Below are 26,228 nucleotides of genomic sequence, written 5' to 3'. Positions count from 1 at the left end.
CCGCGACGCCGCCGCTTCTCCCTGCGACGCCGCGGCTGATACGGATGCGACCGGGCCCCCACCCGGCCGCACCCGCGTCCCCGTTTGAACGGTCGGGCTCTGCCGACGCTTCAGGCCTCCCACAGACCGGAAGTCGCAGCAGTCGCTTCGGTCGCTTCGGTCGATTCGCGCCGACGAGCGCGCAGCCATCCGTCCATCCCGAATCGTCCGGAGACGGTGAGGAGGAGCACGACTGCGGAGAGCACGACCATCGCCGGGTACTGGGCGATCAGCTGGTCCGCGCTCCAATAGAGCATGAGCGTCCCGATCGACAGGAAAGCCGCGATCCTGGTCAGGAATCCCGCGACCAGCAGCACGCCGAGAGCGACCTCGAGAGCGGGCATCACCACACCGAACACACCGGGCGCCATGCCCATGAACGACGCGAGCGGCTCGAAGAACCACGGCACCCGAGGGTTCCCCTCCGTGCTCTGCGCCACCAGCTCGATGTCGGCCGCTCCGAATCCGGCCCGGTACTTCAGGATGCCCTCGATCAGCCAGAGCACCCCGACCGCCACCCTGGCCCCGGCGCCGAGCAGCGAGAGGGTGAGGACGCCTGCGGGTCGCGATCCGATCATGAGAGCTCGGCTGCTCCGAACACGGCCTTCGCCTTGTCGCAGTGGATCACGACGTAGGAGTACTCCGAGGTGTCGACGCCGTCGAGCGTGAAGGTCTGGGTGGCGGTGTCGAACGAGACGGCATCCACGAGCATGCCTGCAGAGACGGCGGCCTCATCGGTGCCGTTCGTGAGGTAGACGTGCAGATCGGGGCCTTCATCTGACGAGAACCCGGACAGGGCGATCTCGTCGTCGGTCACGGTGACGGTGCCCGACACCTTCTTGTCGTTCAGGCCCGCGAAGGTGCCCGTCTTCTCGGCCATGTCCATCTTCGTGGTCGAGGTGCCGGAGTCGGCACTCTGCGACGCCGAAGACGAGGGCTTGGCGTCTTCCGTCGCAGCCGGCGAGCTGCACGCCGACAGGGCCAGGGCGAGGGTGAGGGCCGCGGTGGCGGCGAGAGCGATCTTGCGCATGAGATTCTCCAGTTCACTGTGTGTGCGACTCTGCGCCCGGAGCGACGGATGCCGCGGCGGATCGCACTTCGATGAACGCTACGAATGCGCAGACGCCGGTGGAGAAGACCTTTCAAGACTGTAAGGAACCGGCCGGAGGCGTGCATCGCGCGACTAGTGTCGACCCCATGCAGGAGCCAGCCGAGGTCGTCGTGGTCGAAGACGACCCCACGGTCAGGGAGGCGGTGGGCGCCTACCTGCGCGCCCACGGCTACGCGGTCTCCAGCTTCGGCGACGGTGTCTCGGCGCGGACGGCGCTGCGCGGGAGCATCCCGGACGTGGTGATCGTCGACCGGATGCTCCCGGGCATCAGCGGTGATGAGCTGTGCCGTGATCTGCGCTCGTTCTCGGACGTGCCCATCATGCTTCTCACCGCTCTCGGACAGGTGGAGGACCGCATCGAGGGCTTCGAGTTCGGCGTCGACGACTATCTCGCGAAGCCGTTCTCGCTGCGGGAGCTGCTCATGCGCGTCGGTGCGCTGGTACGGCGCTCGCAGGTGACGCAGGCCGCGGTCGGCGAGGTGCGTGCCGGCGTGTTCGCGATCGATCCGCTCCGTCGGCGCGTGTGGGTGCGCGGCGAGGAGATCGCCCTCACCGGTCGTGAGTACGACCTGCTGCACTTCCTGGTGCGCAACGAGGGGCGCCCGCTCGGTCGCGAGGAGATCCTCCGCGAAGCCTGGGGCTGGAGCTTCGGCGAGGCCTCGACCGTCACCGTGCACGTGCGCCGGCTGCGGGAGAAGATCGAGGAGGATCCGCGAGACCCCGTCCACCTGCGCACGGAGTGGGGAGTCGGATACCGTTTCTCGGCAGAGGGAGATCGCTCGTGATCATGCTTGCCGGGGCCGATGTGCTGCTGATCGTGATGACGTGCCTGCTCGTGGCCGGGTGCGTCGCGGCGCTCACGCTCGCCGTGCTGCGAGTGCTGCGCCGTCGCTCTGTCCGCGCGCAGCTGATGCTGGTCGCGAGCGCGGGGGTCGTCACGATGGCGGCCTCGGTCGTCGCGATCTCGCTGGAGATGTACATCTCGACGCACGACCTGACCGTGCTCCTCGTGGTGATCGGGGTGTCCCTTGTGCTCGGGATCACGACTGCCTGGGTGGTGGCCAGGGCGATGCGGTCGTCGTTCGATCGTCTGTCGGCATCGCTCGACGAGGTGGGCCGCGGAGGCGTGATCGTCGCCGAGCAGGGAGGATCGCGCGAGCTGGACGATCTGTCGGTACGGCTCGCCGAGGTGTCGGCGAAGGTCGATGCCGCGAATGCCGAGCTGGAGCGGCTGGACTCGGCGCGACGGCGGTTCTTCGCCTGGATCTCGCACGATCTGCGCACACCCCTGACGGCGGTCCGTGCGCTCGCCGAGTCGATCGAAGACGGCGCGGCCGATGCTCCGGAGCGCTTCGCCGGGCAGGTGCGGGTGCAGGTGGAGACGATGAGCCGCATGGTGGACGACCTGTTCGAGCTGTCGACGCTGACCTCGGGAGCCGTGCAGCTGCAGACCCAGCAGGTCGAGCTGCTCGACGTGGTCTCGGATGCGGTCGCCGACGTCGCGGCCGCCGCAGATCGCCACGGCGTGCGCATCGTCGAGCGCGGCGTGGGCGGTCACGTGCTCTGGGCGGACCCGCATCAGCTCGGACGGATCGTCGTCAACCTGCTGACCAACGCGATCCGGCATGCGCCGCGCGGTACGGACATCGTCATCTCGGCCACCGAGGTCGAGCGGAACCGCCTCGTGCTCGGCATCCTCGATCACGGCGCGGGTGTCGCGGTGGAGGATCTCGACCGCATGTTCGACGTCGGCTGGCGCGAGGACGCGGCCCGCACGGCCCCGATCGACCAGGACGGCGTGGCTTCCGGGGCCGGTCTCGGGCTCTCGATCGCGCGCGGCCTGGCGCGTGCGCACGGCGGAGAGGTCTTCGCCGAGCGGACCGACGAGGGGTTCCGCATGAACGTGCTCCTGCCGTTCGGGGGAGGCGGGTCATAGGCTGGAGCGCATGACTGACGTTCTTCCCGTGGGCCTCGCCCTTGATGAGTTCAGCTCCGACATCCGCCCGCAGGACGACCTCTATCGTCACGTGAACGGGGCGTGGCTCGCCCGCACCGAGATCCCGGGCGACAAGGCGCGCTGGGGCTCGTTCCACCTCCTCGCCGAGCAGGCGGAGAAAGACGTGCGCGCGATCATCGAGGAGTCGCAGGACGCCGAGGAAGGGACCCTCGCCCGCAAGATCGGCGATCTGTTCGCGAGCTTCATGGACACCGAGCGCATCGATGCCGCCGGGGTGACGCCGCTGGCCGAGACCCTCGCCGAGATCGACGCGATCGACGGCATCCCCTCGTTCCTGCGCACCGTCGGCGCCTACGACCGCGACGGCCGTGCATCGGTCATCGGCCTGTACGTCGACGGCGACCCGGGCAACCCCGAGCGCTACCTTCCGGTGCTCGTGCAGGCGGGTCTGTCGCTGCCGGACGAGAGCTACTTCCGCCTCGACACGTTCGCCGCCACCCGGACCGCCTACCGTGCACACCTCGAGCGGCTGCTCGGCCTGGCCGGCGTCGCCGACGCCGCGACGAACGCCGACCGTGCGATCGCGCTCGAGACCGAGCTCGCCGGGCACCACTGGGACAACGTGCGCAGCCGTGACGCCGTGGCCACCTACAACCTCAAGACGTGGGACGAACTGCAGGCGCTCGCCGGGGTGGACCTGACCCCGTGGCGCGAGGCGGTCTCGCCGTCGAACCCGGCGGCCTTCGATGAGGTCGTGGTCTCGCAGCCCAGCTTCTTCGAGGGGCTCGGCTCGCTGCTGACGCCCGAGCGCCTCGACGACTGGAAGGCGTGGCTGCGTGCGAAGGTCGTGCACGCGGCGGCTCCGTACCTGACCGACGACCTCGTGCAGGAGAACTTCTCGTTCTACGGCACCGAGCTCACCGGCGTCCCCACCATGCGCGAGCGCTGGAAGCGCGGCGTCTCGCTCACCGAGGGCGCGCTCGGCGAGGCGATCGGCAAGGTCTACGTCGAGCGGCACTACCCGCCGACGGCGAAGGCCGCGATGGACGAGCTGGTCGCGCACCTCATCGAGGCGTATCGCCAGAGCATCACCGAGCTCGAGTGGATGACGGCCGAGACCCGGGAGCGCGCGCTCGCCAAGCTCGACTCGTTCACCCCGAAGATCGGACACCCCGAGGTGTGGCGCGACTACTCGAGCCTCGAGATCGATCGGGCCGACCTGTTCGGCAACGTGCGTCGCGCATCGATCTTCGAGCACGACCGCAACGTCGACAAGGTCGGCAAGCCCATCGACCGCACCGAGTGGCACATGCCGCCGCAGATGGTCAACGCGTACTACAACCCGTCGATGAACGAGATCGTGTTCCCGGCTGCGATCCTGCAGTACCCGTTCTTCGACGCCGGTCGCGACGCCGCCGCGAACTACGGGGGCATCGGGGCGGTCATCGGTCACGAGATCGGCCACGGATTCGACGACCAGGGCAGCCGCTACGACGGCGACGGCCGGTTGCAGGACTGGTGGACGGATGCCGACCGCTCGGCTTTCGAGGAACGCACGAAGGCCCTGATCGCGCAGTACGACGCGCTCGTCCCCGAGGGGCTGGATGCCGAGCACCACGTGAACGGCGCGCTCACGATCGGCGAGAACATCGGCGACCTCGGCGGACTCGGCATCGCGTTGAAGGCCTACGAGCTGTCGTTGGACGGCGCGGAGGCCCCGGTCATCGACGGGTACACGGGCGTGCAGCGCCTGCTGCTGTCGTGGGCACAGGTGTGGCAGCAGAAGAGCCGGGATGCCGAGACGCTGCGCCTGCTGACGATCGACCCGCACTCGCCGAACGAGTTCCGCTGCAACCAGATCGTGCGCAACATCGACGCCTTCTACGAGGCGTTCGGAGTGAGCGAGACCGACGCCCTCTGGCTGCCCGCGGCATCGCGAGTGACCATCTGGTGACCAATCGTCGCACTCTGTGAAGCATCCCCCGGCGGTGGGGTTACGATAGCCCTGCCGCCGGGGAGCGTCTCCCCTCGGTATCCCGCACATCCACCCCCCTAAGGATCAGCGTGGGCGCTCTCGAGCCTGGTGAAGGCTTCCGCAACTCCTCGGCCCCCGAGTCCCTCGACGGCGCCCCGGAGGCATCCGCCGCGGGTCGCCGCTCCCAGCGCACCAGCCGTCGACTCCCGCGACGAGCCGCCGCCGGACGCCGGTCGTTCACGGCCACCCTCCGCTCGCTGGAGGGGCTGGTCGATGCCGGTGCGCAGGTCTCGGTGCACGTCGTCGACCTCGACAACCACGTGCACGTGCTTGCCGGCGACGACCACGTCACGATGCCGATCGCGGGCCTCGGCGTGGTGCCGCTCCTGATCGAGGTCGCTGCGGGCTTCCAGAGCGGTGCTCTCGATCCGTTCGAGATCGTCGAGCGCGAGAGTGTCGAGGCGGTGGAGACCTCGGGACTGTGGCGTCATCTGCATGCGCCGGCGCTGCCCCTCGAAGACCTCGCCGTGATGGCGGCGACCGCGGGAGATCCCATCGCGGTGAACGCGCTGCTGCAGCGGGTCGGACACGATCGGGTGCGCGAGCGCATCGAATCGCTCGGGCTGCGTCGCACCGCGCTGCTCGACCGCTTCCGCGACCGCCGCGGCCCCGACGACGCCCCGCAGGTCGCCGTGGGATCCGCGCGGGAGCTCGCCGGGCTCTTCTCCGCTCTGGTGAACTCGCAGGTGGTCGACGCCGCCGTCAGCGCGCAGGTGTCGGAGTGGCTGAGCCTCAACCAGGATCTGAGCCTGGTCGCAGCCTCCACGGGTCTCGACCCGTTCGCGCACGATCACGATGCGCACGGCCTCCTGTTCGTGAACAAGACCGGTCGCGATCGCGGAGTGCGCGCCGAGGCGGGTGTGCTCGCCGGTCCTCGCGCCGGGGTCGCCTATTCGCTCATCGTGTGCTTCGACGACCTCTCGATCACGCATCGCCTGCGTGCGCACGACGCCTTCCGGGTGCTCGGCGTCGAGCTCATGGAATACACGCACTGACCCAGGGGTCCCCTCGCTAGCATCGAGGGATGCCGCGATCTGACTGGACCCCGCACCGCCGTGACGACGGCGAGCTGCTCGGATGGATCCACCCCGATGGAGACGAGTGGGTGCCCGTCGACGTGCTCGGGCGACCCATCTCCGCTCCCGCGGAGTGGCTCGATGCCGAGGCTGCTCTCGAACAGCACGGCATCGCCTGGCTCGCCGATCCGTGGATGCTGGACGGCGAGGACGAGCGCCCGCTGCGGGTGCGCATCCTCGAGGTGACGCCCGACGAGCACGGTGCTCCGGGACGGATCGTGGTGAAGATCGACGACTTCGGCGATATGACCCGTCCAGCGACTACGCAGTTCATCCTGTCGTGGCCGATCCCGGACAGGCTGCGCCCACCGCGCGAGGACGACCCGGATCCGCGCACGATCGCGCGCTGAGGTGGATCGCTGACGGGCTCAGTCGGGCAGTGACGGATGCTGCTCCGCTGCGCGCTGCCTCGGGATGAAGAGCGACAGCACCACGGCGATCGCCCCCGCGGCGATCGCGAGCCAGAAGCACACCTCGAACGCGGCCCTGGTGGGAACGGCGACGCCGTCGATGTCCATGCTCATCGCGGCCAGGACGCCACCCATCACGGCTGAGGCTCCCGACGTTCCGATCGACCGGAACAGCGCGTTCAGCCCGTTCGACGCTCCGGTCTCGTTGGCGGGGACGGAACGCATGATGATCATCGGCATCGCGGCGAACGTGAAGCCGATCCCGACGCCGATCAGCAGGTTCGCGATGAGGACGTGCCACACCTCGCTCGACCACAGCAGCACGAACACGTAGGCGAGCACGATCGCGGTGGCGCCGACCGTGAACAGCGGGCGCGGACCGACCGTGCGCTCGAGCCAGCCCGAGAGCGGCGAGATCACCATCATCACCAGGCCTGCCGGCATGATCACGAGTGATGCGGCGACCATGTCGAGGCCGAAGCCGCCACCGGTGGCCGGCGCTTCGAGCATCTGCGGGAACGTCACGTTCGAGGCGAAGAGCGCGAAACCCATGCCGATCGCGGCGATGTTGGTGAACAGCACCGCCGGCCGCGCGGCGACGCGGAGATCGAGCAGAGGGTCCGTGGTGCGCAGCTGGTACCAGCCCCACACCAGGAGCACCGCGAGTCCGCCGATGATGCACGTGAGCGTCAGCGGTGAGGTCCAGCCCCACTGCGCGCCCCGCGAGACGAAGAGAAGGATGCCGGTGAGGCCGATCGCGAGGCCGATGGCGCCGATCACGTCGAGTCGGCCGGGGGAGCGCAGCACGTCCTCGGGGATCACCGCGATCACCAGCGCGAGGCCGACGGCACCGAGGGCGGCCGCGAGCCAGAAGAGCATGTGCCAGTCGGCGTTCTGGGCGAGGAGGGCGGCCACGGGCATGCCGATCGCCCCACCGACGCCCATCGTCGCGCTCATGAGGGCCACAGCGGTGCCGAGGCGCTCGGGTGGCAGCACGTCGCGCATGATCGCGATGCCGAGCGGCACGACGCCCGTCACCGCACCCTGGAGTGCGCGACCGATGATCACGCCGACGATCGAACCGGAGACCGCGGCGATCACGGAACCGAGGATCAGGATCGCGAGGAGTGCGATCACGACCCGGCGCTTGCCGTACATGTCTCCGAGGCGGCCCGAGATGGGGGTGGCGACCGCGGCGACGAGCAGGGTGATCGTGACGACCCAGGTCGTGTCCTCGCGCGAGGCGTTCAGCAGTTGCGGCAGCTCGGCCTGCAGCGGCACGACCAGCGTGAACATGAACGACGAGCAGAGACCCGCGAAGGCGAGCACGGCGACGATCGCCCACTTGGGAGGGGTGCGGGAGAGCCGCTTCCTGGCCCTGTCGTCACTCGCACCCACCGGCTCAGGCTATCGGCGATCGAGCGGTGCGGGGTCGATCAGCGGATGCGATCCGCGCCTCCGATTCCTCGAACGGGCCGAGGAGGGGCAGACTGGGTGCGTGCGAACCATCCGTGATCTCGACACCGTTGAACTCATCCTCGACGCGCAGGGCCTGCTCGACTCCATCCGGGGTCCGCAGCGCGTGGTGGATGCCGGAACCCTGCGTGCCCTGCAGCAGTCGGGCAACTACGTCGTCGGCTTCTTCGACGGTGAGGGCGACGACGAGCGCATGGTGGGCGCCTCCATCGCCTTCTTCGGCGAGCCCGCGCGCCGTGCGATGCACTCGCACATCACCGCCCTGCTCCCCGAATACCGCGGTCGCGGTTGGGGTCGCGAGCTCAAGGAGCACCAGCGCCAGTGGGCGTTCTCCCGCGACGTCGGCCGCATCACGTGGGTGTTCGATCCGCTCGTGGCACGCAACGCGCACTTCTTCTTCACCGTGCTCGGCGCCCGCGCGACCGGCTACTCGGTCAACCGCTACGGCATCTTCGGCGGCGGCGACGCGGGCGATGAGAGCGACCGCCTCGATGTCGAGTGGGCGCTCGCCGACATCGCCAAGCCTCCGGCCGACGACACGGTCGTGGAGACCCTCGAGATCCCGGCCGACATCGAGGCGCTGCGCGTCTCCGATCCTGCGGCCGCTCACGAGTGGCGCCTGCGCCTGCGTGCCCAGATGGAGGGTCTGCTCGGCAGCGGCCTCCGGATCGCCGGGTACGACACCGCGCGCGGCTACCTCTTCACCGCCTGAGAGGATCCGCTTCACCGCGTGATCTGCGGACGCGGAGCGCTCAGCGCACCCCGCGCATGAGCTTCAGCACGGGCTTCACGCTGAGCAGCAGTCCGATGCCGACCACGATGGCGATGCCGCCGAGGATCGAGAAGAAGGGCACCTCGTTCTCCGGGTCGTAGAACTGCACGAGCCAGCCGGAGATCGCCGTGCCCAGCGCGATCGACAGGAAGAACAGCGCGACCATCTGCGTGCGGAACACGGTCGGCGCGAGCTTGGTCGCCGCCGACAGGCCGACCGGCGAGATGAGCAGCTCGGCCACGGTGAACACGAAGAGGATCCCGACGATCGCGAGCAGCGGCGTGGAGTTCGCTCCTCCGCCGGCGAACGGCAGGAAGAGCAGGAACGCCGATCCCATGATGATCGCGGCCAGCGCGAACTTGACCGGGGTCGAGGGCTGTCGCTTCCCGAGCTTGGTCCAGATCGCCGCGAAGACGCCGGACAGGATGATGATGAACACCGGATTGATGGACTGCACCCACGACACGGGCATCTCCCATCCGAAGAGATTCCGGTCCAGGCGCTGGTCGGAGTAGATCGTCAGCACGGTGAACTGCTGCTGGTACAGCGACCAGAATGCGACGCTCGTGATGAACAGCGGCAGGAACGCCCATACTCGGGAGCGTTCGGTGGCGTCGATGCGACGGCTGCCGAGGATCACCGAGAAGTAGGCGACGGCGGCGACGATCGTGACGCCGATCACGAGGGTGGCGAGGTTGTCGGGCCGGATCACGCCGGTCAGCACCAGGACGGCGACGAGTACGACCGCGCCACCGGCGATGAGCCCGACCAGGAGGTAGCGGGACTTCGGGAGCGGGTTCGGCACCTCCCGCGCCGAGGCGGGCAGCGACGTGCGGCCGAACGCGTACTGGATGAGTCCCAGTGTCATCCCGATGGCCGCGAGCCCGAAGCCGTAGTGGAAGCCGAGCGAGGACTGCAGGATGCCGGTGAGGATCGGACCCAGGAAGGCGCCGAGGTTGATGCCGAGGTAGAACAGCGAGAACCCGGCATCCCGTCGCGGATCGTCGGCGCTGTAGAGACTGCCCACGACCGACGTCGCATTGGCCTTGAGTCCACCGGAGCCGAGTGCGACGAGCACCAGGCCGACGCCGACACCCACCGCTCCGGGGAGCAGGGCGAGGGCGAGGTGTCCCGCCACGATCACCATCGCGCTGACGAACAGCACCCGCTCCGCGCCGAACAGGCGATCCGCGAGCCACGCGCCCAGGATCGTCGAGAGGTAGACCGATCCTCCGTACGCGCCCACGATGCCGCCCGCGATCGCCTTGGGGATGCCGAGGCCGCCTTCGGTCAGCGAGAAGTACAGGTAGATGAGCAGGATGCCCTGCATGCCGTAGAAGCTGAAGCGCTCCCACATCTCCACGCCGAAGATGTGCACCAGGGCCCACGGTTGCCCGAAGAACCGGGTGTCGTCGTCGCGGGTCCGCGGTGTTCGCGCTGCAGTGCTCATCCCCAGGACGCTACTCCGGCGCAGCCGCCGGGGCCAGGGAGCGCGCGGGAACCACGGATAGAATGAGGTGCCCGTGTTCACGGGTTTCCTCCCGCATCCGACCATTGGAGCCACCATGGCCGAACAGTCCCGCCTCGACAAGGTCATCGCCCTCGCCCGCCACCGCGGGTTCGTGTTCCAAGCGGGTGAGATCTACGGCGGTTCCCGGTCGGCCTGGGACTATGGCCCCCTCGGTACGGAGCTCAAGGAGAACATCCGCCGGCAGTGGTGGCAGACGTTCGTGCGCGGTCGTGGCGACATGGTCGGCCTCGACTCCAGCATCATCCTGCCCAAGCGCGTGTGGGAGGCGTCGGGTCACGTCGCGACCTTCACCGACCCGCTGGTCGAGTGCCTGCAGTGCCACAAGCGCTTCCGTGCCGACAATCTCATCGAGGACTTCGAGGCGCGCAAGGGCCGGAAGGCCGAGAACGGTCTCGCCGACATCCCCTGCCCGAACTGCGGCACCAAGGGGCAGTACACCGAGCCCAAGGCGTTCTCCGGTCTGGTCAAGACCTACCTCGGCGTCGTCGACGACGAGTCGGGTCTCTACTACCTGCGCCCCGAGACTGCGCAGGGCATCTTCGTGAACTTCTCGAACGTGCTCACCGCGAGCCGCAAGAAGCCGCCGTTCGGCATCGGCCAGGTCGGCAAGGCGTTCCGCAACGAGATCACGCCCGGAAACTTCATCTTCCGCACTCGCGAGTTCGAGCAGATGGAGATCGAGTTCTTCACGCCGCCGGCCGAAGCGCAGGAGTGGTTCGAGCACTGGGTCGAGGCCTGCTGGAACTGGTTCATCGATCTCGGCATCGACCCCGAGAACATGCGTCAGTTCGACGTGCCGGAGGACGATCGCGCGCACTACTCCGCCGGCACGATCGACGTCGAGTACAAGTTCGGCTTCGCGGGCAAGGAGTGGGGCGAGCTCATGGGCGTCGCGAACCGCACCGACTACGACCTCTCCAGCCACAGCGAGGCGTCCGGCCAGAGCCTGACGTACTTCGACCAGGCAACGGGCGAGCGTTACACCCCCTACGTGATCGAGCCGTCCTTCGGCCTCACGCGCGCGATGATGGCGTTCCTCGTCGACGCCTACCGCGAGGAGCAGGTGCCCAACGCCAAGGGCGGCACCGATGTGCGCACGGTGCTCAAGCTCGACCCGCGCCTGGCTCCGGTCAAGGCCGCCGTGCTGCCGCTCAGCCGCAACGAGAACCTGTCGCCGCTCGCGCGCGAGGTCGCCGACACGCTCCGCAGCTCGTGGGCTGTCGACTTCGACGACGCCGGTGCGATCGGTCGCCGCTACCGTCGTCAGGACGAGATCGGCACCCCGTTCTGCGTCACGGTCGACTTCGACTCCCTCGACGACCGTGCCGTCACCGTGCGCGACCGCGACACCATGGCGCAGGAACGCGTCTCGATCGACGAGCTGCACGCGTACCTGGCCGAGCGCCTGCGCGGCGCCTGAGCACCCGGCATCCGGACCCCGTCGGCCTCATGCAGGCCGGCGGGGTCTTTCATGTGTTCCCGGCCACCGCGCGTGCGTAGCGCTCGGAGAGCAGCTGCAGGCGGGGGATCAGCTCGGGCGGGCTCTCGACCGTGAAGTCCATCATCAGCATGCCGATGTAGGCGGCGACGGTGTCGAGGCTGTCGGCGCCGGTGACGAGGATGCAGTGCTCGTCGTCGACCGGCTCGACCACCCCGACTGCGGCGTGGATCCGATCGAGCACCGCCGCGGCCGGCGCATCGATGCGCAGCCGGGCGTGCACGATCCACCCGCTCACGGCGATGGTCCGCATCGCGAACGCCGTGTAGTCGCCGCCGGGCAGCGGCTGGGGATCGAAGCGGCGATGGGTCGGCATCCGCAGCTCCATCCAGTCGACACGGTACGTCCCCCACTCGTCGGTCGCGGGGTTGCGGGCGACCAGATACCAGCGCCGCACCCAGGTGAGCAGCCGATACGGCTCGACCAGCACGGGCGCGCCCTCGTAGTCGAAGCGCAGCCATTCCTCGTTGCGGATCGCGCTCGCGATGGCCTGCAGCGACGCGGCGTCGACCTCCGGGTCCGGCGCGTCGGTGTCGTTGTTCTCCGGGGCGCGGTCGACGCTCGAGCGGAGCGCATCCACCGTGGGGCGCAGGTGCGAGGGCAGCACCTGTTCGAGCTTGGCGAGAGCCCTGGCCCCCGACTCCGCCACCCCGGCGATGCCCGCTGCAGCGCGGAGTCCGACCGTGACCGCCACGGCCTCCTCGTCGTCGAGGAGCAGCGGGGGAAGCTTGCCGCCCGCGCCGAGACGGTACCCTCCGATGGATCCGCGCGCGGCGTCGACCGGGTATCCGAGGTCGCGCAGCCGCTCGATGTCGTGCCGCACGGTGCGGGAGGAGACACCGAGCCGGGCGGCGAGCTCGGTTCCGGAGCGCTCGGGTCCGGTCTGCAGCAGGGCCAGCAGGGCCAGCAGCCGCGCGGTGGGATCAGCCATGACAGCTCCTCGAAAGTTCTTCATCCATTAGGAACGGATCCAACCTAATGCCCTCGTACCTTCGAGATATGGAAAACACGACGCTCACGTTCCGCCCCTTCACCGTCTCGGTCCCCGCCGCCGAGGTCGCCGATCTCCAGGATCGCCTCGCCCGCACCCGTCTTCCGCAGCCGTCGCCGACGGATGACTGGGATGCCGGCACCCCCAACTCCTACCTGCGCGAGGCCATCGCCGCCTGGCGCGACTTCGACTGGGCTGCTGCTCAGGAGCAGATCAACGCCGTTCCGCACTTCGCCACCGAGATCGACGGCCAGATGATCCACTTCATCCACGTGCGGTCGGCTCACGACAGCGCGACGCCGCTGCTGCTCGCGCACACCTACCCCGGTTCGGCGGTCGACTACCTCGACGTGATCGACCGTCTCGTCGATCCGGTGGCGCACGGCGGCCGCGCGGAAGACGCGTTCGACGTCGTCATCCCGGATGCGCCGGGGTACGGCTTCTCGCAGCCGCTCGCCTCTGCGGGGTGGACGACCGCCCGGGTCGCCCAGGCTTACGACCGGCTGATGCGCGGGCTCGGCTACGACAGCTACGGCATCCACGGCTCGGACAACGGCGCCATGGTGGCGCGCGAGCTGGGACTGCTGAACCCGGAGGGTTTCCTCGGACTGCACGTGCTGCAGCTGTTCTCGTTCCCCTCGGGTGACCCGGCGGAGTTCGAGAAGCTCGAGCCCGCGGACTACGCCGGCCTCGAGCACATGCAGTGGTTCCAGTCGGTCGGCGGGTACAACGCGATGAACTCCTCGCGCCCGCAGACCGTGTCGGTGGGGATCAGCGACTCCCCGGTCGGGCTGCTCGCGTACAGCGAGCTGTTCAACTCGTTCGGCAACGGCACCTCCCTCGTACCGCTGGAGAAGATCCTGCTCGAGGTCAGCGTGAACTGGTTCGCGAACGCGGCATCCGGCATGAGCCGCAGCTACCTGGAGAACGCCAGGGCCGACGCCGCGGCCGAAGGCGCCGAGCCGCGCATCAACGCCGCGCGCACCGGAGTCGCGGTCTTCGCCGACGACTTCCAGACGATCCGGGTGTTCGCCGAACGCGACAACTCGAACATCGTGCACTGGAGCCGCTTCGACGAGGGCGGGCACTTCGCCGCTCTGGAGCGCCCCGACCTGCTCGCCGGCGACATCCGCACCTTCTTCGCCGCTCAGGGCTGACTCCTGTCACGTCGGGCCAGACCCACGCTCCTCGCCGAGACCCATCCGCGCAGACGCTGCTGCGGATGGGTCTCGTCGCGCAGCATGGGTCTCGAACCTCGAACCCTGCGAGCATGCTCGCGACGCGACTCAGCCCGTGACGGTGAGCTGCACCTCGGAGGTGCCGCCGGCCTCGACCCAGGCGAGTGAGCGCTCCAGGATGCCGCGCAGCACGTCGAGGTCGATCTGCTCGAGGTCCTTGATGTACAGGCAGCCGACGCCGGTGGTATGCGGGCCGAGCTCCGCCAGGGCCTCGGCGTGCTCGGCCACGCCGTCGAACAGGTAGATCGTGGTGGCGGCCTTGCGCGGTGCGAAGCCGAGCAGTCCGCTGTCGCCCTCCGTGCCGGTGGGGTAGCGGTAGTGGCAGGATCCGAACCCGATGATCGTGCCCCAGGTCTGCGGTTCGCGTCCGGTGATCTCCTGCATGAGCGCGGTCAGGGTCTCGGCGTCCCGGCGGCGGACCGCGGGGGAGGAGCGGGCGATGAGCCCCGCGACATCGTCCCCCGTGGGTTTCACTTCGGGGCCTTCGCCGCGGCCTTCATGGCCTTCTTGTGCTCGCGCACCTTCGCGAGCGAGTCCGGCGAGACGATGTCGGCGACGCTGCGGTACGACCCGTCCTCACCATAGGGAGCGGAGGCCTCACGCCACCCCTCGCCCGTGAAGCCGTACTGCTTGCCGAGGAGGGCGAGGAAGATCTTGGCCTTCTGCTCGCCGAAGCCGGGAAGGGCTTTCAGTCGCTTCAGCACCTCGGGCCCCGACGGGTCCCCTTCGGTCCACAGGGCGGCGGCGTCGCCGTCCCAGTCGTCGACGAGGGTCTGGCACAGTGTCTGCACGCGTGTCGCCATGGACCCGGGGAAACGGTGCACGGCCGGAGTCTGCTTGAACGCCTCGAGGAACTCGTCCGGTGCCATGCCGGCGATCGTCGCGGCGTCGGCTGCTCCGGTGCGCTGCTCGATCTTGAGCGGACCGGCGAACGCGGTCTCCATCGGAACCTGCTGGTCGAGCAGCATCCCCACGAGGAGGGCGAGCGGATTGTCGGTCAGCAGCTCGTCGGCGGCGGTGTCGCCGGTGATGTGAAGGGCCATGAGTCCATCCTCTCTTACGACCAATCGGCGGATTCGCAGATGCAGAGCTGGGTTGAGGAGTCCGCCCCGAAGGGGCTGCCCTCCCAATCGCCCAGGCGCTCGACCAGACGGAGTCCAGCGTGCGCAAGGAGCACCGGCAGTTCCTGGGGGAAGATGCTTCGCACCTCGATTGACACCGTCTGGAAGTCGGGTTCGGAGTCCGTCGAGAAGTGCCAGGTTCCGCGTGTCACCTGCGCGGCAGCATCGTAGGTGTCGGCGACGTCGACGTGGACATCGCCGCGGCCTGGATCGGTGAATGATGTGCGCGGGCGCCGGACCCCGTCGGCGTCGACCAGGAGCCGCACATCGGGATTGAAAATGTCGAACGCGAACCGTCCGCCGGGCGCGAGGTGCCGCCTGACTGCGCGGAAGCATTGCACGATATCGTCAGCCTCGTGCAGGTGCAGCAGTGCGTTGCCCGCGATGAAGATGAGGTCGAACTCGTCGTCCAGATCGAAGTCGCGCATGTCGCCTTGCTGCCACTCGACAGACACGCCGCGCTCGTCAGCCTTCTGCCGCGCCGCAGTCAGCATGTCCTGCGACAGGTCGAGGCCGACGCTCGGGTGTCCATCGGCCGCGATAGGGATCAGCTTGTGACCTGTTCCGCATCCGAGTTCGAGCACATGCCCGCCCCTGCCGTCGGCCTCGGCGCGGTAGAAATCCACGGCTGCCTTGGTCGCCGGAAACAGCAGATCGTACAGCCTCGCGTCCGAGTACAGATCCTGTGTCATTCGCGCCTCCTCGTGCCCCACACTCTCATGGCGCGGGTCTCCAGTGTCGCCCCCGCGGCGAAGCGTGGCACCTGCAGCGCGAGCGCGTCAGGCGGTGGCGGCGTCCTCCGACGACTCAGCCTCGGGTGCGATGCCGTAGAGCGCGGCCAGTGCCGCGGTGAACTCGTCGGCACGACCCGCCGCGGCGAGCTCGTGAGCGCGCACGGTCGGAGTGTGCAGCAGCACGCCGGAGAGGTGACGCAGGGCCTGTTCGACCTTTCCGTCCTCGTCGCCGCGCGCCCGGGCACGATCGATCTCGCGTTCGAGCAGCTCGAAGATGTGCGAGCGGAAGGCCACGACCGACGGGGTCACGCTCTGACGCGCGCCCACGACATGGAACGTCTCGGCGGCTTCGCGGACGACGCTGCGAGCGGCATCCGTCGCCTGCAGCTCTTCGAGAGGTGCGTGCAGGCGGATGGTCTCGAGGTCGAGCAGTGCGACCCCTTCGAGGGCAGCGACGGCCGGGTCGACGTTGCGCGGCATGCCGAGGTCGACCACGAGCTGGCTGTGCGCGCCGACGGGGCAGCCCGCGGCGCCGAGGCCGGTCGGCAGCTGCAGATGCTCGGGGCCGAGCACGGGCTCCGTGGCCGTGGTGCAGGTGATGAGCAGGCTCGAGTGTGCGGCGGTACGGGCGTACTCGTCGGCGGTGATCGGACGGATGCCGTGCTTCGCGGCGAAGACCTCGGCGCGGCCGGAGGGCGAGTACACCGAGATGTTCACGGCGCCGCGCTCGCGGAGCGTGGCGAGAGTGACCGCGGCGTAGGCGCCGGTGCCGACCAGAAGCACGCGCTCGGCGGACCAGTCGGCGATGCGGCTGTCGGCGAGTTCGAGCGCGAGGCGCACGAGCGAGCGGCCGGCACGACCGAGGGCGGTGACGTTCTTGACCTTGCGTTGTGCCTGGCTGGCGCGCTGGAAGAGGCGCTCGAGCTCGGGCGAGGTGGTGCCGTCCTTGCGGGCGGACTTGAGGGCGCGGCGCACCTGGCCGGCGATCTCGCCCTCGCCGGAGACGACGGATTCGAGGCCGGAGGCGACGGAGAAGAGGTGCTCGGCAACGCGTCGACCCGAGTGCACGGTGTAGGCGCCGTCGAGGTCGGCGGCGGAGATGCCGGTCGCGGACTCGACCGCCTCGATCACGGCCTCGACGCCGATGGCGCCGGCGGCGGTGACCGGTTCGTCCATTTCCACGTACGCCTCGAACCGGTTGCACGTCGCCAGGACGACCGCACCCTGCACGCACGGCGTCATGCCCACGATGGTGGGAGCGACGTCGTCGGGGGTGCGGCTCAGGCGTTCGAGCAATTCGAAGGAGGCGGTCTTGTGACTCGCCGTCACACACAGCAGCACAGATCGATTGTACCGGAGCGTCTGCGGGCGAGGGCCCGACCCGTCGAACTCGGCGGCTCCATAAGGCGCGGATGGGAGGATGGACGCATGGCCCTCTCCGACGCCCCGCTCCTGCGCGCCCTCGCCGGCGACCGTCCTGCCCACCCTCCGGTGTGGTTCATGCGACAGGCCGGCCGGTCGTTGCCCGAGTACCGCGAGCTGCGCGTCGGAACCAGGATGCTGGATGCCTGCCTCACCCCTGACCTCGCCGCCGAGATCACTCTGCAGCCGGTGCGTCGCCACGGGGTCGATGCGGCCGTGTTCTTCAGCGACATCGTGATCCCGCTGCGCCTCGCCGGCGTCGATGTCGAGATCGAGCCCGGTCGCGGCCCGGTGTTCGCGAACCCGGTGCGTACGGCAGCCGACGTCGAGCGCATCACCGCGATCGACCCGGACGACCTGGACGGCACGGCCATCGCCGAAGCGGTCCGTCTCGTCACGGCGGAACTGGGCGACACCCCGCTGATCGGGTTCGCGGGCGCGCCCTTCACGCTCGCGGCCTATCTCGTCGAGGGCGGTCCCTCCAAGGAGCACCTGCGGGCCAGGGCCATGATGCACTCCGACCCGGACTCGTGGAACCGTCTGGCTGGCTGGCTCGCGAAGGTCTCACGCCGCTTCCTCGAGACGCAGCGCGACGCCGGAGCCTCGGTCGTCCAGCTCTTCGACAGCTGGGCAGGATCCCTCAGCACCGCCGACTACCGCGCCTTCGTCGCCCCGCATTCGCACGCGGCGCTTGCGGGCATCGGTCTGCCGACGATCCACTTCGGCGTCGGCACCGGCCCGTTCCTCGCCGACATGCGCCTCGACGGTGCGGCCGACGGGGTGGGAGTCGACTGGCGCCAGCCGCTCGACGAAGCGGCCGCGATCCTCGGGCCGGATGTCACGGTGCAGGGCAACATCGATCCGGCGCTCCTCGCAGCCCCGTGGCCGGTGCTCGAGGCCCACGTGCGCGACGTCGTCGAGCGCGGCCGTGCGGCGCGAGCCCACATCCTCAACCTCGGCCACGGCGTTCCTCCGGAGACCGATCCCGACCAGCTCACCCGCATCGTCGAGCTGGCGCACACGATCTGACCTCAGGCCCTCCGTGCCGGCTGCAGGCGGCGCGTGATCCGCAGGTCGTCGAGGGTGAAGCGTCCCTGCGGAAGTGCTTCGCGGATGCCCGCATCGTCGAACGGGCGTGACGGCCGGATCCCGAGGGGGGCTTCCGGAGCGAACGGCGCGGGTTCGCTCACGCCTTCGGCGAGCATCCGCGCCTGGGCCTTCGCGACGAGCGGCACGACCATGGTCCACTCCGTCACCTGCGCCAGCGCGCGCACCATCCATGTCGGCACGGGGACGAAGGCGGGTCGGCGTCCGGCGACGCGGGCGATGCGGCGGATGGCCTCGCCGAGCGTGATTTCGTCGGCTCCCATGACGGCGATCGTCGGTTCCTCGATGCGGCCCTCGAGAGCGGCGACGAGCACATCGACCGCATCCTCGACCGGTACCGGCCGTGCCGTGCGCTCGCGATATCCGACGGTCCAGAAGAACGGCAGGGTCCGCACCGCCTTGGTCACGTGGTCGATCATGTGGTCGCCGGGGCCGTAGATCATGCCGGACTTGAGGATCGTGTGCGGGATGCCGGAGGCGCGCACGATCTCTTCCGCCTCCCACTTCGACTCGTGATAGCCGGACCCGCAGTCGGGGCGTGCCCGGAGGAAGCTGACGAGGACGATGCGCTGCACCCCCGCGCGGCGAGCGGCCTCCACGACGGCTCTCGTGCCGTCGACGTGCACGCGACGGAAGGTCTGCTCTCCGATCTCGCGGTTGATCCCGGCGCAGTGCGCGACGGCGTCGCACCCCTCGAACGCGGAGGCCAGCGCGTCGACGTCGGTGATGTCGACGCCGTTTCGACGGGAGACGACGACCGCATCGTCGAGACGTTCGGCGAGGTTCCTGCCGACGAAACCGGTACCGCCCGTGATGGCAACTCGCATGATGCCTCTCCTTTGCTCATTAGCTACGCGGCTAAACACTATCTAGCAAAGGTGCTATATTGCAACCATGGCAGACAGCGCGACCGACATCTTCGCAGCGCTGGCGCACCCTACGCGGCGCCAGATCCTGCAGGACCTGAAAGACGGTGAGCTCGCGGCCGGCGAGATCGCGTCGCGCTTCTCCGCGAGCGGCCCGACCATCTCCCGTCATCTGAGCGTGCTCCGCCAGGCCGGACTCATCAGCGAGCGCCGCGACGCCAATCGCATCCTCTACTCCCTCGTCGGCGAGCGCCTGGCTCTCTCGGTCGGCGACTTCCTCTCCACGGTGTGCCCTGAGCAGATCGTGCTGCGCGAGGTGCGCAAGCGCGGGCGCGGTGCGTCGGAGCCCGTCGAGGCGTGAACCGTCCGTCGCCGGGGCCCGACCGGCCCGGTGCGAGAATTGACGCATGAGCCCTGAGCCCTCCGCTGCCGAGCCGTCCGACCTCGCCGCCCGTGCGGCGGACAAGCATGTCGTCGTGGTCGGAGGCGGCATCGGGGGCCTCGTCGCTGCGCGGGAGTGCGCCAAGGTCGGGATGCGCGTCACCGTGCTCGAGGCTGCCGACGATCTGGGTGGCGCGATCCGTCGAGTCGATCTGGATGGCGTGATCGTCGATGCCGGCGCCGAGAGCTACGCGACCAGGGGTGGCCTCGTGCGCGCGCTCGTCGAGGAGCTGGGACTGGCCGACCGCATCGTGGTCCCGCAGGCCGGCGGCGCATGGCTCGCCGGCATTCCCGGAGTGGGCGCGGCACCTCTCCCGGCCGGCGGCATCCTCGGCATCCCCGCCAACCCTTTCCAGCCCGACGTCCGCCGCATCATCGGGTGGTCCGGCGTCTGGCGCGCCTATCTGGATCGCGTGCGGCCGCCACTCACGATCGGCCACCAGCTCAGCCTCGGCAAGCTCGTCGCCTCGCGCATGGGGGCGAAGGTGCGGGATCGCCTCGTCGCTCCCGTGACGACCGGTGTCTACTCCGCCTCTCCCGACGACGTCGACATCGATGTCGCGGCGCCCGGACTCAATGCCGCCCTGACCCGGATCGGCTCCCTCTCGGGGGCTGTGCAGACGCTCCGTGACGAGGCTGCGGCGAAAGCCTCTCACGCCGCGTCGGGGGCGAAGTCGCCAGCAGCGAAGACCCCCTCTACGACACCGGGAGCCGCCGTGGAGGGACTCTCCGGGGGTATGAGCACCCTCGTCGACGCGCTCGCCGCCGACCTGGTGCGGCTCGACGCCGACGTGCGCACGGGCGTGCGCGTGCGCCGTGTGCGCAACGTGGGGGCGGCCTGGACTGTCGACGTCGAGGTCGCGCCTACCCGTGAGGTTCCCTCGAGCGTCGACGACGCAGACCCGCTCGTGGTCGAGCTGCAGGCGGCCGTCGAGGATTCCGCGCCGCCCGTGATCGAGGAGCTCGCCGCCGACGCCGTCATCATCGCGACCCCCGAATCCGCAGCGCGGGAACTCCTCGCCTCGGTGGTGCCCGACCTTCTGAAGACAGAGGCCGCAGCCTCTCCCGAGATCGAGATCGTCACCCTCCTCCTCGACGCGCCGGAACTCGCCACCCCGCCCCGCGGTACCGGCGTGCTCACCGTCCCGGGCAGCCACACCGCCAAGGCGCTCACCCACTCGACGGCGAAGTGGGGCTGGGTGCGCGAGGCCGCAGGTGCTCGGCAGATCGTCCGGGTGTCGTTCGGTGCGCAGGGCGAGCCGGCGGCCACCGCGGGCCTGAGCGACGACGCGGCCGCAGACCTCGCGCGGCGAGAAGCCGCCGCCCTGCTCGGCGTCGCCATCGGCCCTGCGGCCGTCGTCGCCTCGCATCGGGGACGCTTCGTGCAGTCGCAGCCGGCGTCGATCATCGGGTCCGGAGAAAGGCGCACAGCGGCGCGCGCAGCTGTCCAGGCGGTGCCCGGTGTGGCCGCGGTGGGGGCCTGGCTGGCGGGAACGGGGCTCGCTCAGGTGGTCCCGGACGCGCGGGACGAGGCCGACCGTCTGCGACGCGCCCTGTTGTGGGACTGATCGTCGGAGTGGGAGTGCCCTCCGTGTCAACCCTCTGACCCATAGATGCCGAAATCGGCATACGGGGTTACGCTGGGTACCTGGCCGCGGGGTGCGAAAGCCTGCGGCCGGTCCCAACCGGGCGAATCTGGCCGGACTACCGGAACAAGGTGAGGAGACCCCATGAAGGGGAAGATCGGACTCGTCGTCGGGCTCGGCGTGGGCTACGTCCTCGGCACCCGTGCCGGACGTGAGCGCTACGAGCAGATCAAGACGCAGTGGCTCAAGGTGTGGAACCTCGATCCCGTGCAGGAGCAGGTCACCAAGGTCAAGGGCTTCGTCGGCGACAAGGCCGCAGCCGTCCCCGGCGCTCTCTGGACCGGGGTCGTGAAGGTCGCGAAGTCGGTCAGCGGCAACGGCACGCCCGGTCAGCGGCTCGACTCCGCCATCGCCACCGGACGCGAGGCGGCCGAAGACCTCGCCGAGGCGACGGAAGAGGCGGTCGAAGCCGCGAAGGCCACCGCGTCGTCGAATGCCTCGTCGAGCAAGACGTCGACCAAGACCGCAGCCAAGCCCGCCGCGAAGAAGCCCGCGGCCAAGAAGCCGGCTGCGAAGTCCGCCCCCAAGAAGTCCGGCGCCTGACATGCCCCGCGGATACCGCGATCGCGCCGACGACAGCCTGCTGACTCTCCTCGGAGACCTGCCGGAACTCGTCACGAATCTGGTCAAGGCCGAGATCGACGCCGCGAAGGCGTGGATCTCGCGCACCTCGAAGGACGCCGGCATCGGTTCCGTGTGGTTCCTCGTCGCGCTGTTCTTCCTGTTCTGGGCCGTGCCGGTGATCCTCGTGTTCGCGATCGCCGGGCTGTCCTCCTGGTGGCCCGTGTGGCTCTCCGCGATCGCGGTGTTCGGCATCCTGATCCTCGCCGTGCTGCTGTTCGCGCTGCTCGGGATCCTCAAGTTCCGCAAGGTGCTCGCGCGCCAGAACCCGGCGCAGGCCGTCGCCGAGGACATCCGACTCGTGAAGGAGGCCGGCGATGACGAATTCTGAGTCGCTGCCGCGCACCGCCGTTCCCGGCGGGATCGTCGACCCCGTCGCCTCGGCCCGCGCCGAGCTGAAGGCCGCCCTCGCGGCGATCGAGTTCAAGGGGAACATCCCACGCCGGGTCGAGAAGGCATCGACGCGTGCGGCGGCGAAGGCCCGCGTGTTCGCGGACCGCAACCCGATCGGGGCGATCGCCGCCGCGGTCGGCATCGCCGCGGCGGTGGGGGGCGCGGTCTGGGCGATCGCGCGCTTCCTCTCGCGCTGAGGTGCAGCATTCCAGGATGCCGTGAGCAGCCCTCGCGGGTGATTAGCGGCTCCTGCGCAAACGAGGCAGACTGGGGAGCATGATGTCCGAAGAGCGCGATGAGAACCCGTCCGGCTTCACCCTCTGGGCTGTCTGGCGACGAAACCCCGACGTCCCCGTGACGGAGACCGACTCGACCGAGCTCGAGACGATCGTCTCCTACATCGAGGACTCCGGCGTCACCGTCCGCGGCTTCTACGACGTCTCCGGCCTCAAGGCCGATGCCGACCTCATGGTGTGGCTGCACGGCGACACCGCCGAGGAGCTGCAGAAGGCGCTCCGCCGCCTTCGTCGCACCGAACTCCTGCGTGCGCTGCTCCCGGTGTGGAACGTGATGGGCGTGCACCGCGACGCCGAGTTCAACCGCTCGCACGTTCCGGGCTTCCTCCGCGGGGTCGACCCCAAGGAATGGCTGTGCCTGTACCCGTTCGTGCGCACGCCCGAGTGGTACCTCGCGCCGGAGGAGGAGCGTCGCAAGATGCTCGCCGACCACGGCCGCAAGGGTGCCGCCTTCAAGGGTGTGCTCGCGAACACCGTCGCGTCGTTCGCGCTCGGCGACTACGAGTGGCTGCTTCCGCTCGAGGCCGATGAGCTCACCGACCTCGTCGACATGATGCGCGACCTCCGCTACACCGATGCCCGCATGTATGTGAAGGAGGAGGTGCCCTTCTACACGGGGCGCAGGCTCCGGTTCGACGAGATCGCGGACGTCCTCCAGTAAGCCCATGAGCACCCCCATCCGTCTGGGTACCCGTCGCAGTGCGCTCGCGCAGGCGCAGTCGGGCCATGTCGCCACGGCCCTCGAGAAGCTCTCGGGGCGTCGGGTCGAACTCGTCCCGATCACCAGCGAGGGCGACACGAATCGTGCATCCCTCTCCGAGATCGGCGGCCAGGGCATCTTCGCCACGCGCCTTCGCGAGGCGCTGTTCGCGGGGGAGTGCGATTTCCTCGTGCACTCGCTGAAGGATCTGCCGACGGCGATCCCCGATGGCCTCGTGATCGCCGCGACGCCGAAGCGTGAGGATCCGCGCGATGTGGTCCTCACCCGCGACGGCACCGCACTGCACGAACTGCGCTCCGGCAGCACGGTCGGCACCGGTTCGCCGCGTCGTATCGCGCAGGTGCGTCGTCGGGCGCCGGGCGCCGAGGTGGTCGACATCCGCGGCAACGTCGACTCCCGTCTCGCCCGGGTCGCCTCCGGGGAGCTGGATGCGGTGATCCTCGCGGCGGCGGGCCTCTCGAGACTCGGAGCGAAGTCTCCGCTGCGACGGGAAGAGCTCGGTCTCGCCGAATGGCCGACCGCGCCCGGGCAGGGATCGCTCGCCGTCGAGACCCGTGCCGATGCACCGGAAGAGCTGCTCGCGGCTCTCGCCGGTCTCGACGATGCCGACACCCGTCTGGCCATCACCGTCGAGCGCGCGATCCTGCAGGGACTGGATGCCGGATGCCAGGCGCCGATGGCCGCGCACGCCGTGGTGGACGGCTCCTCGATCCGGGTCAGGACGGTCGTCTACGCCGCTGACGGAGGGCGCCGGATCGGCCTCGACGTCACCGAAGACCTGAACGGGGAGTATATTCGTCGGAACGGCAGTGGCAATGGAGCGGATGCTGCCGATGGTGCAGACCCGATGCACGCAGCGCGCGAGCTCGGGTTCACTGTTGCCCGTCGGCTGCTCGATCAAGGGGCGGCCGGCCTCGTATCCCGAGAGCAATCCTCATGACCACTTCCGAAATCAAGCAGGACCGACCGCTGGACGGCTGGCGCATCCTCGTGCCCCGTGGCGGACCGTGGGGCGACAGCGTCGCCGCGAGTCTGCGCGCGCTGGGCGCCGTGCCCGTCGTCGCGCCGCTCATCAACTTCGCGCCGACGACCGATCAGGCGACGCTCGACTCCGCGCTCGCGCAACTGGCCGCGGGGGAGTTCGACTGGCTGACCGTCACCAGCGCCACCACCGTCGACGTGCTCTTCGCGCACCGGGCCGTCGTGCCGCGTGCGACCAAGATCGCCGCCGTCGGTGAGACGACCGCCGCGGCTCTGCAGGCGGTCGGCTACGAGGTGACGCTGGTTCCCGAGCAGGACAACTCCGCCGAGGGGATGGCGCAGCAGCTCATCGCCCTCGAGAAGGAGCCGCGCCGTATCCTCGCCCTGCGCAGCGAGATCGCGAAGCCGGTGCTGAGCCGGTTGCTCTCCGAGGCTGGTCACGACGTGCACGGCGTCGTCGCCTATCGCACGGTGGGAGTGCCGGTGACGGAGCGCATCCGCCGCGACGTCGAGAACGGACGGATCAACGCGATCCTGATCACCAGTGGGTCGGTCGCCGAGCAGGTGCGCGAGCAGTTCCCGGAGATCCCCGACGAGACACTGCTCGCCGCGATCGGACCGCGGACCGCGAAGGACGCGCAGCGTGCGGGCCTGCCCGTGTCGGTCGTCGCCGACCGCCAGACCGTTGACGCGCTCATCGATGCGGTCTCGCACTTCACTCTTCCGCACGCGGCCGACGAGTTCGCGCCGTGAGCTTTCCCGACGTTCGACTGAGGCGTCTGCGGCAGTCGCGGGCAGTGCGAGATCTCGTGCGTGAGACCTCGCTGCAGCCTCGACAGCTCGTGCTTCCGCTCTTCGTGCGCGAAGGCATCTCCGAGCCCGTGCAGATCGGCTCGATGCCCGGCGTCGCTCAGCACTCCCTGGATTCACTGCGCGCGGCGGCGGTCCAGGCGGCGGAGGCCGGTGTCGGCGGAGTGATGCTGTTCGGCGTGCCCGCCGTCCGTGACGCCGTCGGGTCGGGAGCCGACGATCCGCACGGCATCCTGAACGTCGCGACCGAGGCACTGGCCGCCGAGGTCGGCGACGCGCTCGTCGTGCAGACCGACCTGTGCCTGGACGAGTTCACCGATCACGGCCACTGCGGCGTTCTGGCCGCCGATGGCTCGGTCGACAACGACGCGACTCTCGAGCGGTACACCTCGATGGCGCTCGCACAGGCGCGCGCAGGTTCTCAGCTGCTGGGGCTTTCCGGGATGATGGACGGCCAGGTCGCGGTGATCCGCCGGGCGCTCGACGGCGAGGGGTTCACCGACACCCTCCTGCTCGCGTATGCCGCGAAGTACGCCAGCGCCTTCTACGGCCCCTTCCGCGAGGCTGTCGACTCTCAGCTCACCGGCGATCGTCGCACGTACCAGCTCGACCCGGGCAACCGGCGCGAGGGTGTGCGCGAGGCCGTCGTCGATGAGGCCGAGGGAGCCGACATCGTCATGGTGAAGCCGGCGATGGCCTTCCTCGACGTGCTGCGCGAGGTGCGCGACACCGTGAGTATTCCAGTGTGGGCATATCAGGTCTCCGGCGAGTACGCCATGATCGAGGCTGCCGGTGCGAACGGGTGGATCGACCGTCGCGCGGCCATCCTCGAGTCCCTTCTCTCCATCCGCCGCGCCGGTGCGGATGCGGTGCTCACCTACTGGGCCACCGAAGCGGCCGGCTGGCTGCGCGACTGACTTCTGCGAGGAGCTCTC

At 69.4% G+C, this 26,228-nt stretch carries 28 protein-coding genes; 18 read left to right on the top strand and 10 right to left on the bottom strand.

All coding sequences use genetic code 11. The features are described 5' to 3' along the window. Positions 1-110: 110 nt before the first annotated feature. Together GZ64_RS0117220 and GZ64_RS0117215 are read right to left on the bottom strand one after the other, a co-directional pair. Positions 111-617 (bottom strand): DoxX family membrane protein, encoded by a 507-nt coding sequence (locus GZ64_RS0117220; protein ID WP_051668161.1) that lies wholly within the window; start codon positions 615-617, stop codon positions 111-113. Further along, a complete protein-coding gene (locus GZ64_RS0117215) occupies positions 614-1,069 on the bottom strand; it encodes a DM13 domain-containing protein (protein ID WP_029267894.1) in 456 nt (151 codons plus the stop codon). Before GZ64_RS0117215 ends, GZ64_RS0117220 begins: the two co-directional genes overlap by 4 nt. A gap of 167 nt (positions 1,070-1,236) precedes the next feature. Here GZ64_RS0117215 and GZ64_RS0117210 point away from each other — a divergent pair, with 167 nt between their 5' ends. The 5 genes from GZ64_RS0117210 (at position 1,237) to GZ64_RS0117190 (ending at position 6,568) form a co-directional block, all read left to right on the top strand. Beyond that, complete coding sequence (locus GZ64_RS0117210; protein WP_029267892.1) at positions 1,237-1,935, top strand: response regulator transcription factor; 699 nt, start codon at positions 1,237-1,239, stop codon at positions 1,933-1,935. Positions 1,936-1,937: 2 nt separating this feature from the next. Next, entirely contained in the window at positions 1,938-3,086 is a 1,149-nt protein-coding gene (locus GZ64_RS0117205; protein ID WP_029267889.1) for a sensor histidine kinase, read from the top strand. Between the two features lie 10 nt (positions 3,087-3,096). Next, complete coding sequence (locus tag GZ64_RS0117200; RefSeq protein WP_029267887.1) at positions 3,097-5,061, top strand: M13 family metallopeptidase; 1,965 nt, start codon at positions 3,097-3,099, stop codon at positions 5,059-5,061. Positions 5,062-5,171: 110 nt separating this feature from the next. Next, positions 5,172-6,137: a serine hydrolase gene (locus tag GZ64_RS0117195; protein ID WP_029267885.1), complete on the top strand. Its 966-nt coding sequence runs from the start codon at positions 5,172-5,174 to the stop codon at positions 6,135-6,137. 29 nt (positions 6,138-6,166) lie between these two features. Beyond that, positions 6,167-6,568 carry a hypothetical protein gene (locus GZ64_RS0117190; RefSeq protein WP_029258553.1) on the top strand — a complete coding sequence of 134 codons (402 nt, stop codon included), beginning with the start codon at positions 6,167-6,169 and terminating at the stop codon, positions 6,566-6,568. 18 nt (positions 6,569-6,586) lie between these two features. Here GZ64_RS0117190 and GZ64_RS0117185 read toward each other — a convergent pair whose 3' ends face one another. Further along, on the bottom strand, positions 6,587-8,026 hold the full coding sequence (locus GZ64_RS0117185; protein ID WP_081859788.1) for an MFS transporter: 1,440 nt from the start codon (positions 8,024-8,026) through the stop codon (positions 6,587-6,589). A 100-nt stretch (positions 8,027-8,126) separates the two neighbouring features. On the opposite strand from GZ64_RS0117185, the gene GZ64_RS0117180 reads away from it, so the two are divergent. Further along, positions 8,127-8,816, top strand: a complete 690-nt coding sequence (locus GZ64_RS0117180; RefSeq protein ID WP_029258551.1) for a GNAT family N-acetyltransferase — start codon at positions 8,127-8,129, stop codon at positions 8,814-8,816. Positions 8,817-8,856: 40 nt separating this feature from the next. On the opposite strand, the gene GZ64_RS0117175 is transcribed toward GZ64_RS0117180, so the two are convergent. Next, entirely contained in the window at positions 8,857-10,326 is a 1,470-nt protein-coding gene (locus GZ64_RS0117175; protein WP_029267883.1) for a peptide MFS transporter, read from the bottom strand. Positions 10,327-10,441: 115 nt separating this feature from the next. On the opposite strand from GZ64_RS0117175, the gene GZ64_RS0117170 reads away from it, so the two are divergent. Beyond that, positions 10,442-11,827 (top strand): glycine--tRNA ligase, encoded by a 1,386-nt coding sequence (locus tag GZ64_RS0117170; protein WP_029258549.1) that lies wholly within the window; start codon positions 10,442-10,444, stop codon positions 11,825-11,827. Between the two features lie 49 nt (positions 11,828-11,876). Here the strand turns inward: GZ64_RS0117170 and GZ64_RS0117165 are convergent, their stop codons facing one another. Continuing rightward, positions 11,877-12,836, bottom strand: coding sequence for a helix-turn-helix transcriptional regulator (locus tag GZ64_RS0117165; protein WP_029267881.1), 960 nt, complete (start codon positions 12,834-12,836; stop codon positions 11,877-11,879). A 68-nt stretch (positions 12,837-12,904) separates the two neighbouring features. On the opposite strand from GZ64_RS0117165, the gene GZ64_RS0117160 reads away from it, so the two are divergent. Then, a complete protein-coding gene (locus tag GZ64_RS0117160; protein ID WP_029267879.1) occupies positions 12,905-14,053 on the top strand; it encodes an epoxide hydrolase family protein in 1,149 nt (382 codons plus the stop codon). Positions 14,054-14,182: 129 nt separating this feature from the next. Here GZ64_RS0117160 and GZ64_RS0117155 read toward each other — a convergent pair whose 3' ends face one another. The 4 genes from GZ64_RS0117155 to GZ64_RS0117140 form a co-directional block, all read right to left on the bottom strand. Then, entirely contained in the window at positions 14,183-14,608 is a 426-nt protein-coding gene (locus GZ64_RS0117155; protein ID WP_029267877.1) for a DUF1801 domain-containing protein, read from the bottom strand. Next, positions 14,605-15,177 carry an HhH-GPD-type base excision DNA repair protein gene (locus tag GZ64_RS0117150; protein WP_029267875.1) on the bottom strand — a complete coding sequence of 191 codons (573 nt, stop codon included), beginning with the start codon at positions 15,175-15,177 and terminating at the stop codon, positions 14,605-14,607. The genes GZ64_RS0117155 and GZ64_RS0117150 overlap by 4 nt, the downstream gene beginning before the upstream one ends. Before the next feature lie 14 nt (positions 15,178-15,191). Further along, positions 15,192-15,947, bottom strand: coding sequence for a class I SAM-dependent DNA methyltransferase (locus GZ64_RS0117145; RefSeq protein WP_029267873.1), 756 nt, complete (start codon positions 15,945-15,947; stop codon positions 15,192-15,194). Between the two features lie 87 nt (positions 15,948-16,034). Next, positions 16,035-17,330, bottom strand: a complete 1,296-nt coding sequence (locus GZ64_RS0117140) for a glutamyl-tRNA reductase (RefSeq protein WP_029267871.1) — start codon at positions 17,328-17,330, stop codon at positions 16,035-16,037. A gap of 87 nt (positions 17,331-17,417) precedes the next feature. Here GZ64_RS0117140 and hemE point away from each other — a divergent pair, with 87 nt between their 5' ends. After that, positions 17,418-18,440, top strand: coding sequence for a uroporphyrinogen decarboxylase (gene hemE, locus GZ64_RS0117135; protein WP_029267869.1), 1,023 nt, complete (start codon positions 17,418-17,420; stop codon positions 18,438-18,440). 2 nt (positions 18,441-18,442) lie between these two features. Here the strand turns inward: hemE and GZ64_RS0117130 are convergent, their stop codons facing one another. Continuing rightward, on the bottom strand, positions 18,443-19,345 hold the full coding sequence (locus tag GZ64_RS0117130; protein WP_029267867.1) for an NAD(P)H-binding protein: 903 nt from the start codon (positions 19,343-19,345) through the stop codon (positions 18,443-18,445). 67 nt (positions 19,346-19,412) lie between these two features. Here GZ64_RS0117130 and GZ64_RS0117125 point away from each other — a divergent pair, with 67 nt between their 5' ends. The 9 genes from GZ64_RS0117125 to hemB all read left to right on the top strand — a co-directional run bounded on the left by GZ64_RS0117125 (position 19,413) and on the right by hemB (position 26,210). Continuing rightward, positions 19,413-19,745, top strand: coding sequence for a metalloregulator ArsR/SmtB family transcription factor (locus GZ64_RS0117125; RefSeq protein ID WP_021198263.1), 333 nt, complete (start codon positions 19,413-19,415; stop codon positions 19,743-19,745). Positions 19,746-19,791: 46 nt separating this feature from the next. Continuing rightward, positions 19,792-21,393 (top strand): protoporphyrinogen/coproporphyrinogen oxidase, encoded by a 1,602-nt coding sequence (locus GZ64_RS0117120; RefSeq protein WP_029267865.1) that lies wholly within the window; start codon positions 19,792-19,794, stop codon positions 21,391-21,393. A 162-nt stretch (positions 21,394-21,555) separates the two neighbouring features. Continuing rightward, a complete protein-coding gene (locus tag GZ64_RS0117115) occupies positions 21,556-22,014 on the top strand; it encodes a hypothetical protein (RefSeq protein ID WP_021198265.1) in 459 nt (152 codons plus the stop codon). Position 22,015: 1 nt separating this feature from the next. Then, a complete protein-coding gene (locus GZ64_RS0117110) occupies positions 22,016-22,423 on the top strand; it encodes a phage holin family protein (RefSeq protein ID WP_021198266.1) in 408 nt (135 codons plus the stop codon). Next, positions 22,410-22,682, top strand: coding sequence for a hypothetical protein (locus tag GZ64_RS0117105; RefSeq protein WP_029267864.1), 273 nt, complete (start codon positions 22,410-22,412; stop codon positions 22,680-22,682). The genes GZ64_RS0117110 and GZ64_RS0117105 overlap by 14 nt, the downstream gene beginning before the upstream one ends. Positions 22,683-22,761: 79 nt before the next feature. Continuing rightward, positions 22,762-23,442: a hydrogen peroxide-dependent heme synthase gene (hemQ, locus tag GZ64_RS0117100; protein ID WP_021198268.1), complete on the top strand. Its 681-nt coding sequence runs from the start codon at positions 22,762-22,764 to the stop codon at positions 23,440-23,442. A gap of 4 nt (positions 23,443-23,446) precedes the next feature. Beyond that, positions 23,447-24,442, top strand: coding sequence for a hydroxymethylbilane synthase (hemC, locus tag GZ64_RS0117095; RefSeq protein WP_021198269.1), 996 nt, complete (start codon positions 23,447-23,449; stop codon positions 24,440-24,442). Continuing rightward, positions 24,439-25,236 carry a uroporphyrinogen-III synthase gene (locus tag GZ64_RS0117090; RefSeq protein ID WP_021198270.1) on the top strand — a complete coding sequence of 266 codons (798 nt, stop codon included), beginning with the start codon at positions 24,439-24,441 and terminating at the stop codon, positions 25,234-25,236. The genes hemC and GZ64_RS0117090 overlap by 4 nt, the downstream gene beginning before the upstream one ends. Further along, positions 25,233-26,210 carry a porphobilinogen synthase gene (gene hemB / locus GZ64_RS0117085; protein ID WP_029267862.1) on the top strand — a complete coding sequence of 326 codons (978 nt, stop codon included), beginning with the start codon at positions 25,233-25,235 and terminating at the stop codon, positions 26,208-26,210. The genes GZ64_RS0117090 and hemB overlap by 4 nt, the downstream gene beginning before the upstream one ends. Positions 26,211-26,228 lie beyond the last annotated feature (18 nt).

It is taken from the genome of Microbacterium sp. Cr-K32 (assembly GCF_000708345.1).
Lineage (GTDB): Bacteria > Actinomycetota > Actinomycetes > Actinomycetales > Microbacteriaceae > Microbacterium > Microbacterium maritypicum_A.
The sequence above is the reverse complement of the archived record's forward strand: the minus strand, read 5'-3'. Positions and strand labels throughout refer to the sequence as shown.

What these genes read in the sequence shown, in the direction of transcription:
- GZ64_RS0117170 (WP_029258549.1), top strand. Translation starts at nt 10,442, where the DNA reads ATGGCCGAACAGTCCCGCCTCGACAAGGTCATCGCCCTCGCCCGCCAC.
- GZ64_RS0117220 (WP_051668161.1), bottom strand. Translation starts at nt 617, where the DNA reads ATGATCGGATCGCGACCCGCAGGCGTCCTCACCCTCTCGCTGCTCGGC.
- GZ64_RS0117105 (WP_029267864.1), top strand. Translation starts at nt 22,410, where the DNA reads ATGACGAATTCTGAGTCGCTGCCGCGCACCGCCGTTCCCGGCGGGATC.
- GZ64_RS0117190 (WP_029258553.1), top strand. Translation starts at nt 6,167, where the DNA reads ATGCCGCGATCTGACTGGACCCCGCACCGCCGTGACGACGGCGAGCTG.
- GZ64_RS0117145 (WP_029267873.1), bottom strand. Translation starts at nt 15,947, where the DNA reads ATGACACAGGATCTGTACTCGGACGCGAGGCTGTACGATCTGCTGTTT.
- GZ64_RS0117120 (WP_029267865.1), top strand. Translation starts at nt 19,792, where the DNA reads ATGAGCCCTGAGCCCTCCGCTGCCGAGCCGTCCGACCTCGCCGCCCGT.
- GZ64_RS0117205 (WP_029267889.1), top strand. Translation starts at nt 1,938, where the DNA reads ATGCTTGCCGGGGCCGATGTGCTGCTGATCGTGATGACGTGCCTGCTC.
- GZ64_RS0117090 (WP_021198270.1), top strand. Translation starts at nt 24,439, where the DNA reads ATGACCACTTCCGAAATCAAGCAGGACCGACCGCTGGACGGCTGGCGC.
- GZ64_RS0117150 (WP_029267875.1), bottom strand. Translation starts at nt 15,177, where the DNA reads ATGGCCCTTCACATCACCGGCGACACCGCCGCCGACGAGCTGCTGACC.
- GZ64_RS0117210 (WP_029267892.1), top strand. Translation starts at nt 1,237, where the DNA reads ATGCAGGAGCCAGCCGAGGTCGTCGTGGTCGAAGACGACCCCACGGTC.
- GZ64_RS0117160 (WP_029267879.1), top strand. Translation starts at nt 12,905, where the DNA reads ATGGAAAACACGACGCTCACGTTCCGCCCCTTCACCGTCTCGGTCCCC.
- hemQ (WP_021198268.1), top strand. Translation starts at nt 22,762, where the DNA reads ATGATGTCCGAAGAGCGCGATGAGAACCCGTCCGGCTTCACCCTCTGG.
- hemC (WP_021198269.1), top strand. Translation starts at nt 23,447, where the DNA reads ATGAGCACCCCCATCCGTCTGGGTACCCGTCGCAGTGCGCTCGCGCAG.
- GZ64_RS0117175 (WP_029267883.1), bottom strand. Translation starts at nt 10,326, where the DNA reads ATGAGCACTGCAGCGCGAACACCGCGGACCCGCGACGACGACACCCGG.
- GZ64_RS0117130 (WP_029267867.1), bottom strand. Translation starts at nt 19,345, where the DNA reads ATGCGAGTTGCCATCACGGGCGGTACCGGTTTCGTCGGCAGGAACCTC.
- GZ64_RS0117110 (WP_021198266.1), top strand. Translation starts at nt 22,016, where the DNA reads ATGCCCCGCGGATACCGCGATCGCGCCGACGACAGCCTGCTGACTCTC.
- GZ64_RS0117115 (WP_021198265.1), top strand. Translation starts at nt 21,556, where the DNA reads ATGAAGGGGAAGATCGGACTCGTCGTCGGGCTCGGCGTGGGCTACGTC.
- GZ64_RS0117200 (WP_029267887.1), top strand. Translation starts at nt 3,097, where the DNA reads ATGACTGACGTTCTTCCCGTGGGCCTCGCCCTTGATGAGTTCAGCTCC.
- GZ64_RS0117125 (WP_021198263.1), top strand. Translation starts at nt 19,413, where the DNA reads ATGGCAGACAGCGCGACCGACATCTTCGCAGCGCTGGCGCACCCTACG.
- GZ64_RS0117165 (WP_029267881.1), bottom strand. Translation starts at nt 12,836, where the DNA reads ATGGCTGATCCCACCGCGCGGCTGCTGGCCCTGCTGGCCCTGCTGCAG.
- GZ64_RS0117215 (WP_029267894.1), bottom strand. Translation starts at nt 1,069, where the DNA reads ATGCGCAAGATCGCTCTCGCCGCCACCGCGGCCCTCACCCTCGCCCTG.
- hemE (WP_029267869.1), top strand. Translation starts at nt 17,418, where the DNA reads ATGGCCCTCTCCGACGCCCCGCTCCTGCGCGCCCTCGCCGGCGACCGT.